The organism is Pseudomonas sp. NPDC096917 (genome assembly GCF_044762555.1).
GTDB lineage: Bacteria > Pseudomonadota > Gammaproteobacteria > Pseudomonadales > Pseudomonadaceae > Aquipseudomonas.
The window spans coordinates 122,270-134,766 of the sequence record NZ_JBIWEO010000006.1 but is presented as its reverse complement, the minus strand read 5'-3'; the positions used below and the strand labels follow the sequence as shown (position 1 = coordinate 134,766).

General features: G+C 56.0%; 18 protein-coding genes. 13 read left to right on the top strand and 5 right to left on the bottom strand.

The genetic code is table 11. From position 1 onward, the window contains the following. Positions 1–5 precede the first annotated feature (5 nt). On the top strand, positions 6–902 hold the full coding sequence (locus tag ACIQYF_RS09115) for a LysR family transcriptional regulator (protein ID WP_402859788.1): 897 nt from the start codon (positions 6–8) through the stop codon (positions 900–902). On the opposite strand, the gene ACIQYF_RS09110 is transcribed toward ACIQYF_RS09115, so the two are convergent. Continuing rightward, a complete protein-coding gene (locus tag ACIQYF_RS09110; protein ID WP_402859785.1) occupies positions 883–1,344 on the bottom strand; it encodes a flavodoxin in 462 nt (153 codons plus the stop codon). The two genes, ACIQYF_RS09115 and ACIQYF_RS09110, sit on opposite strands and share 20 nt — an antisense overlap. 134 nt (positions 1,345–1,478) lie before the next feature. Here ACIQYF_RS09110 and ACIQYF_RS09105 point away from each other — a divergent pair, with 134 nt between their 5' ends. Both ACIQYF_RS09105 and ACIQYF_RS09100 read left to right on the top strand, forming a co-directional pair. Further along, positions 1,479–1,952 carry a PAS domain-containing protein gene (locus ACIQYF_RS09105; protein WP_402859782.1) on the top strand — a complete coding sequence of 158 codons (474 nt, stop codon included), beginning with the start codon at positions 1,479–1,481 and terminating at the stop codon, positions 1,950–1,952. 163 nt (positions 1,953–2,115) lie between these two features. Beyond that, complete coding sequence (locus ACIQYF_RS09100) at positions 2,116–2,721, top strand: hypothetical protein (RefSeq protein WP_402859779.1); 606 nt, start codon at positions 2,116–2,118, stop codon at positions 2,719–2,721. A 6-nt stretch (positions 2,722–2,727) separates the two neighbouring features. On the opposite strand, the gene ACIQYF_RS09095 is transcribed toward ACIQYF_RS09100, so the two are convergent. Continuing rightward, the gene (locus ACIQYF_RS09095) at positions 2,728–3,675 is read right to left on the bottom strand and encodes a MerR family transcriptional regulator (RefSeq protein WP_402860132.1); all 948 of its coding nucleotides are present in this window, start codon (positions 3,673–3,675) and stop codon (positions 2,728–2,730) included. Positions 3,676–3,952: 277 nt separating this feature from the next. Between ACIQYF_RS09095 and ACIQYF_RS09090 the strand changes: the two genes are divergently transcribed. The 6 genes from ACIQYF_RS09090 to ACIQYF_RS09065 all read left to right on the top strand — a co-directional run bounded on the left by ACIQYF_RS09090 (position 3,953) and on the right by ACIQYF_RS09065 (position 7,030). Beyond that, positions 3,953–4,522 (top strand): antibiotic biosynthesis monooxygenase, encoded by a 570-nt coding sequence (locus tag ACIQYF_RS09090; protein ID WP_402859776.1) that lies wholly within the window; start codon positions 3,953–3,955, stop codon positions 4,520–4,522. A gap of 95 nt (positions 4,523–4,617) precedes the next feature. Further along, entirely contained in the window at positions 4,618–5,328 is a 711-nt protein-coding gene (gene folM, locus ACIQYF_RS09085) for a dihydromonapterin reductase (protein WP_402859773.1), read from the top strand. A gap of 23 nt (positions 5,329–5,351) precedes the next feature. After that, positions 5,352–5,915: a GTP cyclohydrolase I FolE gene (gene folE / locus ACIQYF_RS09080; RefSeq protein WP_402859770.1), complete on the top strand. Its 564-nt coding sequence runs from the start codon at positions 5,352–5,354 to the stop codon at positions 5,913–5,915. Then, a complete protein-coding gene (gene folX / locus ACIQYF_RS09075; RefSeq protein WP_402859767.1) occupies positions 5,915–6,286 on the top strand; it encodes a dihydroneopterin triphosphate 2'-epimerase in 372 nt (123 codons plus the stop codon). Before folE ends, folX begins: the two co-directional genes overlap by 1 nt. Before the next feature lie 113 nt (positions 6,287–6,399). Beyond that, positions 6,400–6,696 carry a DUF1244 domain-containing protein gene (locus ACIQYF_RS09070; protein ID WP_402859764.1) on the top strand — a complete coding sequence of 99 codons (297 nt, stop codon included), beginning with the start codon at positions 6,400–6,402 and terminating at the stop codon, positions 6,694–6,696. Further along, a complete protein-coding gene (locus ACIQYF_RS09065; protein ID WP_402859761.1) occupies positions 6,689–7,030 on the top strand; it encodes a HopJ type III effector protein in 342 nt (113 codons plus the stop codon). Before ACIQYF_RS09070 ends, ACIQYF_RS09065 begins: the two co-directional genes overlap by 8 nt. A gap of 76 nt (positions 7,031–7,106) precedes the next feature. Here ACIQYF_RS09065 and trxB read toward each other — a convergent pair whose 3' ends face one another. Beyond that, a complete protein-coding gene (gene trxB / locus ACIQYF_RS09060; protein WP_402859758.1) occupies positions 7,107–8,072 on the bottom strand; it encodes a thioredoxin-disulfide reductase in 966 nt (321 codons plus the stop codon). A gap of 310 nt (positions 8,073–8,382) precedes the next feature. On the opposite strand from trxB, the gene cysZ reads away from it, so the two are divergent. The 3 genes from cysZ to ACIQYF_RS09045 all read left to right on the top strand — a co-directional run bounded on the left by cysZ (position 8,383) and on the right by ACIQYF_RS09045 (position 10,956). Continuing rightward, positions 8,383–9,138: a sulfate transporter CysZ gene (cysZ, locus tag ACIQYF_RS09055; protein ID WP_402859755.1), complete on the top strand. Its 756-nt coding sequence runs from the start codon at positions 8,383–8,385 to the stop codon at positions 9,136–9,138. Between the two features lie 162 nt (positions 9,139–9,300). Then, positions 9,301–9,633 (top strand): hypothetical protein, encoded by a 333-nt coding sequence (locus ACIQYF_RS09050; RefSeq protein WP_402859752.1) that lies wholly within the window; start codon positions 9,301–9,303, stop codon positions 9,631–9,633. A 141-nt stretch (positions 9,634–9,774) separates the two neighbouring features. After that, positions 9,775–10,956, top strand: coding sequence for a glycosyltransferase family 4 protein (locus ACIQYF_RS09045; protein ID WP_402859749.1), 1,182 nt, complete (start codon positions 9,775–9,777; stop codon positions 10,954–10,956). 91 nt (positions 10,957–11,047) lie between these two features. Here the strand turns inward: ACIQYF_RS09045 and ACIQYF_RS09040 are convergent, their stop codons facing one another. Both ACIQYF_RS09040 and ACIQYF_RS09035 read right to left on the bottom strand, forming a co-directional pair. After that, positions 11,048–11,530 (bottom strand): glutathione peroxidase, encoded by a 483-nt coding sequence (locus ACIQYF_RS09040; RefSeq protein WP_402859746.1) that lies wholly within the window; start codon positions 11,528–11,530, stop codon positions 11,048–11,050. Between the two features lie 134 nt (positions 11,531–11,664). Then, on the bottom strand, positions 11,665–12,150 hold the full coding sequence (locus tag ACIQYF_RS09035; protein ID WP_402859743.1) for a peptidylprolyl isomerase: 486 nt from the start codon (positions 12,148–12,150) through the stop codon (positions 11,665–11,667). Here ACIQYF_RS09035 and ACIQYF_RS09030 point away from each other — a divergent pair. Next, a complete protein-coding gene (locus ACIQYF_RS09030; protein ID WP_402859740.1) occupies positions 12,119–12,457 on the top strand; it encodes a DUF3565 domain-containing protein in 339 nt (112 codons plus the stop codon). The two genes, ACIQYF_RS09035 and ACIQYF_RS09030, sit on opposite strands and share 32 nt — an antisense overlap. Positions 12,458–12,497: the final 40 nt, after the last annotated feature.

The window sequence follows — 12,497 nt, the reverse complement described above, 5'->3', positions numbered from 1 at the left end:
CGCTCATGGAATTCAAACAACTGCGTACTTTCGTTGAAGTGGCTCGCCACGGTGGATTCACCCAAGCCGCGCACCACCTGCACATCAGCCAGTCGGCGGTGAGCAAACAGGTCGCGCAACTGGAGCACAGCCTCGGCACGCCCCTGTTCGACCGCCTGGGCTCGCATGTCCGCCTGACGGCAGCTGGCAACGTCGTCTTACAGCGCGCTGAAGGCATGCTGCGGCTGCACAATGAGTTGTTGAGTGAACTCGACGACCTGAGCCATTTAGCCCGTGGCGAATTAAAATTGGGCCTGCCGCTGCTGGGCAGTGATGCTCTGTTTGCCAGCCTGTTTGCCGAGTACCGGCGCCGTTATCCAAACATTCAGGTGCAATTGCTCGAAGGCGGCAGTTTGAATATTGAACAGGCGGTCATGAGTGGCGAACTGGAGTTGGGTGGCAGCCTGACGCCGAAGAACAACACATTTGCCTATCAGCCCTTTTGCGATGAGCCGCTGGATGCCTTGCTGCCGGCTGATCACCCGCTGGCTGAGGGCGGCAGTGTACGTTTGGAGCAACTGGCACAAACGCCTTTTTTGCTCTATCAACGCAGCTTTGTGCTTAACGATCGCGTCATTCAGGCCTGCCAACAAATGGGGTTCACTCCCAAAGAAGGCGGGCGCAGCGGCCAATCGGACTTTTTGGTGGCTCTGGTGGCTGCCGGGCAAGGCGTGGTATTGCTGCCCAGCGTGGTCGCTCGCGGGCTGATACGCCCCGGGGTCGTACGCTTGAAGCTCATCGCACCGGACTACTTGCGTTGGGATATTGCATTCATATGGCGCGAAGGTGCGTATTTATCACGCGCAGCCCAAGCCTGGCTGGAGCTGCTGCGTGAGCGGCCGGTTACTGCCTCAGTGCTTTGATAAAGTCTTCAACCCACGGCTCGCAATCAGTTTCCGGGCTGACGGTTTCACTGGCATCCAGACGCAACATCGGCTGTACTTCGTGCACGCCCAGCTCACCGAACAGTTCGCGTATTTGCTCACCGCCACCACAGAAGGTATCGCCATAGCTCGCATCGCCCAAAGCGATGATGCCGCCAGGAAGACCGCGCCATGCGCCAGGAAGAGAGTCTTTGATTGCGCTGTACAGCGCCAGCAAGTTGTCAGGCAATTCGCCCATGCCGGTGGTGGATGTGACGGCCAAAAAGGCCTCTGGCGCAAAAGCCTGAACTTGCGCTAGCGTGGGGTTGTTGCGTGAATTGAGCAACACCTCAAAACCGGCATCGATCAGCAGTTGTTTGACATGGAGAGCGACTTCTTCAGCGCTGCCGTACACCGAGCCGGAAAGGATGGCGACTTTCATCAATCTGATCCTGTAACTGACTAAAAGGCCGGGATATTAACAGGTGAGACGTCGCTTTCGGTGATAGCACGTAGACAGCTTGTTGCGATGTCTTAAAATGCTGCGACTCAGACTGACTTATGGAGCGTGACTCGATGATCAATGCCCGCTTGCTGCAACGCATGGTAAACGCGTCCCAAGACGGCATCGTGGTCGCTGAACAGGAAGGTGACGACAACATTCTGATCTACGTGAACCCGGCATTCGAAGCGCTGACGGGGTACAGCAGCGACGACATTCTGTATCAGGACTGCCGCTTTTTGCAGGCGGGAGACCGCGATCAAATCGGGCTGCAATTGATCCGTGAGGCGATTGCCATTGGAAAACCAACACGTCAGGTACTGCGCAATTACCGCAAGGACGGCTCACATTTCTGGAACGAGCTGTCTATCACGCCGGTCTTCAACGAAAGCGATAAGCTGACCTACTTCATTGGCGTACAAAAAGACGTCAGCCTGCAAGTAAAAGCACAGGAGAAGGTCGCGCAGTTAGAGGCTGAACTGGCCGCAGTGAAAGCGGAACTGGAGGCGTTGAAAGCGACGAATGGCTTTAACAAAAAGCCAGATTGAAGGTCTAGTCTCTAGAGTCTGCTCCCGTTTCATTGCAGCCACGACGAAAGCACACGTGGGCTTTCGTCCGTAGGGGCCTCGTGTCAAATTTAGCCAGCGACGCGGCTGCAATGAAACGGGAGCAGACCCCCTGCTTTTTTAAGCACAATCATCGAGCCAGATTATGTCGCATGACGGCCTTCTGACTCAGGACGAGTTGGACTTCATCCAGTTAATGCACCAAAACCCGCTGCTCAATCAGCGGGAAGTGTCGTCGAGCCTGACCATGAGTGGCGTGTCGCAAATCCGCGACCTGCTGACACGTTTGGCCGGTCACGAACAAGTCACCCTCCAGGCGCAATTTGCCAACCAGAAAATGACCTTTCCGCTGCGCCTGATTGAAGACGAATTCCACACCCCGCATCTGCAAGTGGGCGCACCGAGCATTTTCGAAGAAGGGCCAAAGGTACGGCCCTGGCGATTGACGCTTGAAGAGCCGGTGGCACTGGAAAATATTCGGGCACGCCCTGGACACCTGTGGGTCACTGAGGTGTCGTTCAAGGGGTTGCTGATTGAGGTGCGCAACAACAGACGTCCGCCACGCCAATTTGCCCAATGGTTCAGCCCCACAGGGTATGAGCGAATTGCCGTGCGCGGCACGCTGGAACAGCAAACCCATTCAGGGCTTTATGCTTACAGCCTCAGCCAAAGGGACACGGAAGAAACTGAACGCTTGCGCCAATTCATCCTGCAACAGCATCGCCTGGCCCATCCGGCCCTGCACGCCTGACACCCATCAGCGCCCTGTCGCGCCCTTGAGCACTGTGTCCAGACGCTGATTCATCAAACGGGCGTCGCTGCCAAGACACGCAATCGTTGAACGGGCCAATGCCTCTTGCGCGACCTCCGCCGCTTCACCCGCCAACGCAATCGAGCAGTTCAAACTCTGGGCCAATCGCGTCAATCGCCGATGCTGCGCCGCGCCCAACACATGCTGAGCAAACAGCACAACTGCCTGCGGCTGAACCTTCTCGCAAATCAACAACAGCTCATCCAGAGGCTGCTCCACCGCCAAAACCTGGACCAGTCGATCACTGCGGCTCAACAACAAGCCCGCGACCAGCAGCTCCAGCTCACGGCATGTTTCAGGCAGCGCGACCAGCAACACACAATGGCGCGCATCTGCCAGCTGCATTTGCAGGCGATGCTGCACGCGCCCGCGCAAGAAGCCATCAAGCAACAACCACTCGCTGGTGCGGCCAAACTCATCTTGCCCCTTCAAGAGCCGCTGCCAGAGTGGCAAGAAAATGTCTTGAAACACGACTTCAGGCGGGTAGCTGGAGAAAATCTGAGCGTACAAACGCCCCAGCTCTGACTCATCAAATGCACTGAGCGCGCTCTGGATACGTGCTTGCAACTGCGCATATTCGTTTGAAGTACTGTCTTGCAGCGCACTGTCAGAAGGGGTTGCGCGGGCAAGCAACTCGGCAACCTTGCTGACCGCCACCCCGCGCTCAAGCCATCCCATGACCTGACGCACCGCCCCAATATCGCTCATGGTGTACAAGCGATGCCCACTTTCAGTGCGTGTTGGTTGTATCAGGCCATAGCGCCGCTCCCAGGCCCGCAGGGTAATCGGATTGATCCCCGTGAGCCGGGCGACTTCTCTGATCGGATACAGACCTTGCGACTCAGAGTGATCGGCAATCTGGGCGACGGGCTCAATATCAGTAATCACAGGCATCAGGATGGCCAAGGTCATGGGTTAAACAGCGATTGTACGCCTCATGCTCCCACAATCGTAAACCTGTAGCCGCTGCCGCAGGCTGCGATGGCGCGCGCAGCGGCCCCGGCTTTTCAACGCAAACGAAGGTTCTACGGCCCTTATCGCAGCCTGCGGCAGCGGCTACAAGGGAATACGGGAACAATCCTTGCTTGTTTTTCAGTACACAGCCCACCACCCCGGCGCTGTGTTTTGTGATTGCCCTACCCGGGCAGCACCCGCCTCATGGAGATACATAATGTCTGCCTCCCCTGTCACATTGATGGTCGCGCGCCGCGTCGCCAAAGGCCGTTATCAGGAATTGATTGCCTGGCTGCACGAAGGCGAACAGTTAGCCACCGACTTCCCCGGTTATCTGGGCTCCGGCGTCCTGGCCCCGCCTCCCGGCGATGACGAATTTCAGATTATTTTCCGCTTCGCCGATGAATCCACCCTGTACGCCTGGGAACACTCTGTTTCCCGCAAGTCGTGGCTGCAACGCGGCGCACACTTATTCGCCAACCCTTCTGAACATCGGGTCCGTGGCATTGATGGCTGGTTTGGTGCCGTCGGGCAACGGCCGCCACGCTGGAAACAAGCCGTCGCGATCTGGCTGGCATTCTTTCCGGTGTCGCTGTTGTTCAACTTTGTTTTAGGCCCATTGTTGGGCGAATTGAGTGTATTGCCGCGCGTTTTTGTCAGCACCCTGGCCCTGACGCCCCTGATGGTTTACCTGTTTATTCCACTTTCGACCCATTTACTGGCTGGCTGGCTACACAGTGCGCCCGCAAAACCCTTGCGTAGCACAATCGTGCCTCATCGCAGTTAAAGGATCGTCAGGAGCTTGGCCGTTACGTCGCGGACGCTGGTATAGTTTTGCCATTACGCCGCGACCGTTTCCGGCTTTTCTGTAACGAGCCCGACATGCCGACTTCTTCTGCCCCAATCCTGATCACTGGCGCAGCCCAGCGCATTGGCCTGCATTGCGCCAAGCAACTGCTGGCTGACGGCTTTGCCGTGATCATCAGTTATCGCAGCGAAAAACCCGGCGTGCAGGCTTTACGCGAGTTAGGCGCGATCACCTTGTTTGCCGACTTTTCGAGCGAGAGCGGTATTCTCGATTTCATTGAGCGTCTCAAAAGCCACACTGACAGTTTGCGGGCGATCGTCCACAACGCGTCGGCGTGGCTGGCTGAAACGCCAGAGACCGAAACCAGCGCGTTTAGCCAAATGTTCAGCGTACACATGCTCGCTCCGTACCTGATCAACCTGCATTGCAGCCAATTACTGGCGCGCTCAAGCCCGGCAGACATCATTCACATCAGCGACGATGTCACGCGCAAAGGCAGCAGCAAACACATCGCGTATTGCGCCACCAAAGCCGGACTCGACAGCCTGACATTGTCATTCGCAGCTAAACTGGCGCCCCATATCAAAGTTAACGGCATCGCCCCGGCCTTGCTGATGTTTAATCCCGACGACGACGCGGCATATCGCGCCAAAACCCTGGCCAAGTCAGCACTGGGCATCGAACCCGGCGCCGAGGTGATCTACCAAAGCCTGCGCTACCTGCTGGATAACCCGTACGTGACCGGCACCACCCTGACCGTCAACGGCGGACGGCACCTTAAGTAAGTCGTCCGCGAGGAAGTATTTTCATGAGCACATCATTGCCTGAGCATTACCGCGAGATCCTGGTCGGCCTGGGTGAAAACCCTGAACGCGAAGGCCTGCTCGACACCCCTAAACGCGCAGCCAAAGCCATGCAGTATCTGTGTCATGGCTATAGCCAGAGCGTGGAAGAAATCGTCAACGGTGCTTTGTTTGCCTCAGACAGTGACGAAATGGTGATCGTCGCCGACATCGAGCTTTACTCCCTGTGCGAGCACCACCTGCTGCCATTCATTGGCAAGGCACACGTGGCTTACATCCCGACTGGCAAAGTACTGGGGCTGTCGAAAGTGGCCCGCATCGTCGACATGTTTGCCCGTCGCCTGCAAATCCAGGAAAACCTCACCCGGGAAATCGCCGACGCGATTCAGAGCGTCACCCAGGCGGCTGGTGTGGCGGTGGTGATCGAGGCCAAGCACATGTGCATGATGATGCGCGGCGTAGAAAAACAAAATTCAACCATGAACACATCGGTCATGCTGGGCGCGTTTCGCGAGTCAAGCAGCACCCGCATGGAGTTCCTGCAATTGATTGGACGGAGCAAATCGTAATGCCACAACTTCAGCCGGGAATGGCCCGTATCCGCGTAAAAGACTTGTGCCTGCGCACATTTATCGGCATCAATGAGGACGAAATCCTCAACAAGCAGGATGTGTTGATCAACCTCACCATCCTGTATGCCGCGCAAGAGGCCGTGCGTGATAACGATATCGACCACGCCCTGAACTACCGAACCATTACCAAAGCGGTGATTCAACACGTCGAAGAAAACCGCTTCGCCCTGCTGGAGCGCCTGACCCAGGAACTGCTGGATCTGGTGATGAGCAACACCGCCGTGCTGTACGCCGAAGTCGAAGTCGACAAGCCGCACGCCCTGCGTTTTGCTGAATCGGTGTCGATTACGCTAGCGGCGAGCCGCTAAACAGCTTCGAGCCGCAAGCTTCAAGCGGCAAGAGAAAAGCAGATCGGCTTTGGCTTTAACTTGCAGCTTGTCGCTTGAAACTTGCAGCTGCACTCCTTCCAACGAGAACTAAAATGACGCCCCAAGAACGCCTTGAGCTTGAAGCCGCTGCCTTTCGCCGCCTTGTCGCGCATCTGGACAGCCGCAAAGACGTGCAGAACATTGACCTGATGAACCTCTCGGGTTTTTGCCGCAATTGCCTGTCCAAGTGGTACAAGGCCGCGGCGGATGAACGTCAGATCGACATCAGCCTCGATGACGCTCGTGAAGTGGTGTACGGCATGCCTTACACCGAATGGAAATCCCAATACCAGAAAGAAGCCAGCGCCGAACAAACGGCGGCGTTTGCCAAAGGAAAACAGCATGACTGATTTGAACACCCTGCGCGCCAGCCTCAACAGCGGCGAACACGTATTCGCAGACACGCTGGCGTTTATCGCCGCGCACTACGATTATCAGCCGCAGGCTTTTAACAACGGTGGTGTCGAAAACGCAGCCGGGCAAAACGAAGGCTCGTGCAAAACCTTAGGCCTGGCACTGCTCGAAGGCCTGAGCGATCAAGAAGCCCTGTTGGCATTCGGCGAGCATTACCGTTCGGTTCTGGCCACGCCAGAAGGCACTGACCACAGCAATATCCGCGCCTTGATCGAGCACGGCCTGGCCGGGGTCAAACTCAACGCCCAGCCGCTGACCCGCAAGGCGTAAGAACGCCGCCCCTACAAGGGATTTATGTCGCACACAAAAAAACCGGCCGAAGCCGGTTTTTTTTATGCACTACGGATTACTTGAACTCTGCGTTCTGCAGGTCATCCAGGTAGCGTTCAGCGTCCAGAGCAGCCATACAGCCAGCACCAGCCGAGGTGATGGCTTGGCGGTAGACGTGGTCAGCTACGTCGCCAGCAGCGAATACGCCCTCGATGCTGGTTGCAGTCGCGTTGCCTTCACGGCCACCCTTAACCACCATGTAGCCGTCTTTAAGTTCCAGCTGGCCTTCAAACAACGAAGTGTTCGGTGTGTGGCCGATGGCAATGAAAACACCGTCGACTTTCACGTCCTCAAAACTGCCGTCGTTGTTTTTCAGGCGAGCGCCAGTCACGCCCATGTTGTCGCCCAAGACTTCGTCCAGCGTCGAGTTCAATTTGAATTCGATTTTGCCTTCAGCCACACGGGCATTCAGTTTGTCGATCAGGATTTTCTCGGCACGGAACGTCTCACGGCGGTGAACCAGCGTCACTTTGCTGGCGATATTGGCCAGGTACAGTGCCTCTTCAACCGCCGTGTTCCCCCCTCCCACTACGGCAACAGGCTTGTTGCGGTAGAAGAAACCGTCACAGGTCGCACAGGCCGAAACACCTTTGCCCATGAACGCTTCTTCAGACGGCAGGCCCAGATAACGTGCGCTGGCGCCAGTCGCGATGATCAGCGCGTCGCAGGTGAACGTACCACTGTCGCCAGTCAGGGTGAACGGTTTGTTTTTCAGATCAACGGCGTTGATGTGATCAAACACGATCTCGGTTTCAAAACGCTCGGCGTGCTCGCGCATACGCTCCATCAACGCTGGACCGGTCAGACCGTGCACATCACCTGGCCAGTTATCGACTTCAGTGGTGGTAGTCAGTTGACCGCCCGCCTGCATGCCTGTGATCAGCAGTGGTTTGAGGTTAGCCCGGGCAGCATAAACCGCAGCGCTGTAACCGGCAGGGCCGGAACCCAGAATAATCACACGCGAATGACGTACTTCAGACATGACTCACTCCTATGACCGCCCGTGTCAAAACCGGGTCGGAACGCCGCTTTACCGGCTGGAATAAAAAGAAACCGCACACCCGCTCAGGCCAAGCCTGAAACCCGCAGGTCCTGAAAATGTAGGTGCAGCGTATAGAGGCCGCTGAGAGTAAGGAAATACGCATTAACAATCCAGCTCATAGCAGGTCTCTATGTAGTCAAATTCATCATTGGACGTCTTTGTTACAGTTATTGTCGATCTTGAGACTGGGCTTTCGTCGTAAAGATAAAGCCGCTAAGGTCGGCCGGTTTTCAATTGCTCGGAGCCCACTATGCCTGCCCCCGTTCTATCTGGCCCGCAGTACCTGCGTGAAGGCCTAAAGCTGGTCCTTAGCCCAGGCCTGCGTTTATTCGTCTTACTGCCGCTGCTGATCAACCTGGTGCTGTTCGTCGGGCTAATTTACTTCGCCGGGCATCAGTTCAGCCTTTGGGTCGATGCACTGATGCCGTCGCTTCCCAGTTGGCTCAGCTTTCTCAGCTACGTGTTATGGCCGCTGTTTGTAGTGCTGGTTGCACTGATGGTGTTTTTTACCTTCACCCTGCTGGCCAATATTATTGCCGCGCCTTTTAACGGTTTTCTCGCGGAAAAAGTCGAGGCCGTGGTGCGCGGAGTCGATAACTCCCCGCCTTTCAGTTGGAGTGAGCTCATCGCAATGGTGCCACGCACACTGGCGCGTGAAATGCGCAAGCTGGGGTATTTCCTGCCTCGGGCCATTGCGTTGCTGATTCTCTCGCTTGTACCGGTGGTCAACCTGATCGCAGCGCCCTTGTGGCTGATTTTCGGGATCTGGATGATGGCCATCCAGTACATCGACTACCCGGCGGATAACCACAAATTGGGCTGGAACGAAATGCTCGCCTGGCTGCGCCAGAAGCGCTGGCAGAGCCTGAGCTTTGGCGGGGTGGTGTATTTGGTGTTACTGATTCCGGTGGTCAACATCCTGATGATGCCAGCAGCAGTGGCCGGGGCGACGTTGTTCTGGGTGCGTGAGCGAGGTGAAGAGGCATTGGCTGTCAAAAAATCTTGAAACACTCGTCTGGGCGCAAAAACGTATTTGCGCCCGACAGCACTACATATATACCGACATCACGGCCGCGACATGTTTTTAAATCCTCACCAAGCCTTCAAGCAAACCCATTGCAGAGCAGGACGCTCTCGTTGCTTGAAGTAAAGAAAGGACGTTAAAAACATGACTACAGCAACCGATATTCTGCGCGATCGCATCCGTACACAGCTCAAAACTGCTTTGGCCTCCCTGAGCCTGGACCCGGACAGTGTTTATTTCAATGGGGTGAACAACCTTGAAGAACGCCTGGTCACTCACTCCCTTTCTCTGACCGAAGAAGCCCTGGATAAACGCCTGCACCGGGACGAATACCCTAATGGCGTCGACTACAGCGGGCTGACTCACGCCGGTATTTTCTCCAAAGCGTACTCGTTCGAAGATGAGCATCGTGTGACCTCGCTCACGCTCGACAACCTATCTGCCTGCGTTAATGCCTGCTTAAAAATAGACGCATAAAACCAAGGCTCTCATCGCTGCGATTCAAGCGATGAGAGCCGTACGGCGCTTAAATTGTCGCTGGCTGTCTACGGCTCAATCGCCATAAATTCATCATTAAGCTGACACGTAGTCGACATAGATCACGTTGAGACTGGAGCTATGACGACTGCACTGCATATTTCTCTGATCACAGAAACTTTCCCACCTGAAATCAACGGCGTGGCGAATACCCTCGGTCGTTTGTTTGAGGGGTTGCGCGCTCGCGACCACCATGTCGAACTGGTGCGTCCACGCCAGACATGCGACGGCAATCAACGCAGCAATGATCAGTTGATGCTCTGCCGTGGCTGGTCTATGCCTGGCTACCCAGGCTTGCAATGGGGCATGGCCTCCACCCGTCGACTGATGAAGCGCTGGCAATTACAACGCCCGGATGTGGTGTATATCGCTACCGAAGGTCCTTTAGGGCTGTGCGCACTTCGCGTCGCCCGCCGGTTGGGCATTGCCGTAGTCAGCGGTTTTCATACCAATTTCCAGCAATACTCCAATGTGTATGGCCTGGGCGTATTCACACGGTTGCTGACTCAGTATTTGCGCTGGTTTCACAACCGCTCAGCGTTAACCCTGGTTCCCAGTACCAGCCAGCAGCTTGAGCTGAAGCGCCGGCACTTTGATCGACTGGAGTTACTTGAGCGCGGAGTCGACAGTCGGCTGTTTAGCCCGGCAAAACGCCAGAATGCCCTGCGCCAACGCTGGGGCCTGCGCGAGAACGACATTGCGCTGCTGCATGTGGGCCGCCTGGCGCCTGAAAAGAATCTGGGGGCGCTCAAGCGCTGTCTGGATGCTCTACAAGAGCGCTATCCAGGGCGCAGGTTCAGGCTGATTGTCGTCGGCGATGGCCCAAATCGCGCCACACTCGAAGCCTCACTGCCCGAAGCCATCTTTTGTGGGGCTCAATCAGACGAAGACCTCGCACGCCACTATGCCTGCGGCGATGTGTTCTTGTTTCCCAGCATGACCGAGACCTTTGGCAATGTCGTGCTCGAAGCGCTGGCATCCGGGTTGGGGGTTGTAGCCTATGACGCTGCAGCCGCCGGTCAGCACATTCGACACGGCTACAATGGTGTACTGGCCATGCCAGGCGATGAGTACGCATTTATCGATGCGGCAGCCTGGCTACTCGAAGATCCGGAAACGTTGCGCACGGTACGTCTTAATGCCCGTCACCATGCGTGCCGCCAAGGCTGGCCAGGGATTATCGAACAGTTTGAAGGTCAGTTGCAGCGTGCCTGCCAGGACAATGCCGACTCACTTGCGCTGCTACGCCCCTCAGAAGAGTAAAAACGAGCTTGTCGCGCGATCTTTCTAACGATCAAAAGATCACGAGCAAGCTCGCGTCTACACAAGCGTGCGCCTACATTGGCGCGCTCGCTTATGCCAACGCTTTTTCGATCGCCTGAATGACAGTGGCATCATCCGGCGCCGTGCGTGGTGAGAAGCGCGCCAGGACTCGACCGTCCGGGCCGACCAGAAACTTCTCGAAATTCCAGGTAATCTCGCCTGGGAACTCGGCCCCTTCACCCGCCAGCAAGCGGTAGAGCTGGTGACGGTCAGGGCCATTGACCTCAACTTTGCTGCTCAACGGGAAAGACACACCGTAGTTGAGGCTGCAAAACGCCTGAATTTCGTCTTCAGTACCCGGTTCTTGCCCTGCGAACTGATTGCAAGGCACTCCCAGTACGCTAAAGCCTCTCTCTTTGTACTGTTGATACAGGTTTTCCAAAGCAGCGTACTGCGGGGTCAAACCACATTTGGAGGCAACGTTTACTACCAATACCACCTGCCCCTTCAGGGTCTTGAGTGACAACGGTTTGCCGTCCAGTGCATCTAAGGTAAGGTCGTGAAAAGCACTCATGACGGACTCCAAAATTCCCGGGCTAGATTTAGACAACCGCTCAAGATGCCGATTGCCACACTCTCAAAACTACAAAAAAAGCGCCCGAAGGCGCCTTTTTTTGACTAGCTCACACCTGAGCGTAGCACCACTTATCAGTGCTGATGACCGCCTTCACCGTGAACGTGGCCGTGAGCCAGTTCTTCAGGGCTTGCGTCACGTACAGCGACAACCTTGACCTTGAAGTTCAGACGCTGGCCAGCCAATGGGTGGTTGCCATCAACCGTCACGTCGTCGCCGTCCAGATCACGGATGGTCACGATTTGCATTTGGCCGTCTGGCGCGGAAGCGTGGAACTGCATGCCCACTTCCAGTTGATCAACACCTTCGAACATGCTGCTGCTCAGCGTGCTGACCAGCTCGGCAGAGTATTCGCCGTATGCGTCTTCTGGCTCAACGGTAACGTCCAGCTCGTCGCCAACAGCCTTGCCATCAAGCGCCTTTTCCAGACCTGGAATGATGTTACCTGCGCCTTGCAGGTAAACCAGCGGAGCGCCGCCGGCAGAGCTGTCGATGACCTCACCAGCGTCGTTGGTCAGGGTATATTCGATGGAGACTGCCTTGTTGGTGGCGATCGTCATGGGGCGAGACCTTTTGCAAAATAATAAAGAGTGCGCAAGTTTAACCAAGCAATCGCACGAAAGCGAACACAACCAAGACCAACGGATAACTTTGAAAACTTCAACAATCATTGGCTGGCGCCAAGATGAGGAGCAGCACTGGGTTGCTGTGCTCTCCTGCGGCCATACCCAGCACCAACGTCATTTGCCGCCATGGCAATCACGCCCCTGGGTACTTGATGCAGAACAAAGGTCAAAAAAAATTGGCCAACCCTTTCGCTGTGGCTGGTGTGCTCAAGAGGCCGATAGCGTTAACCTTGGCAATTGATTCAGGCACACGTCTCGTTTATCGAGTGTTGCTCTTGCAC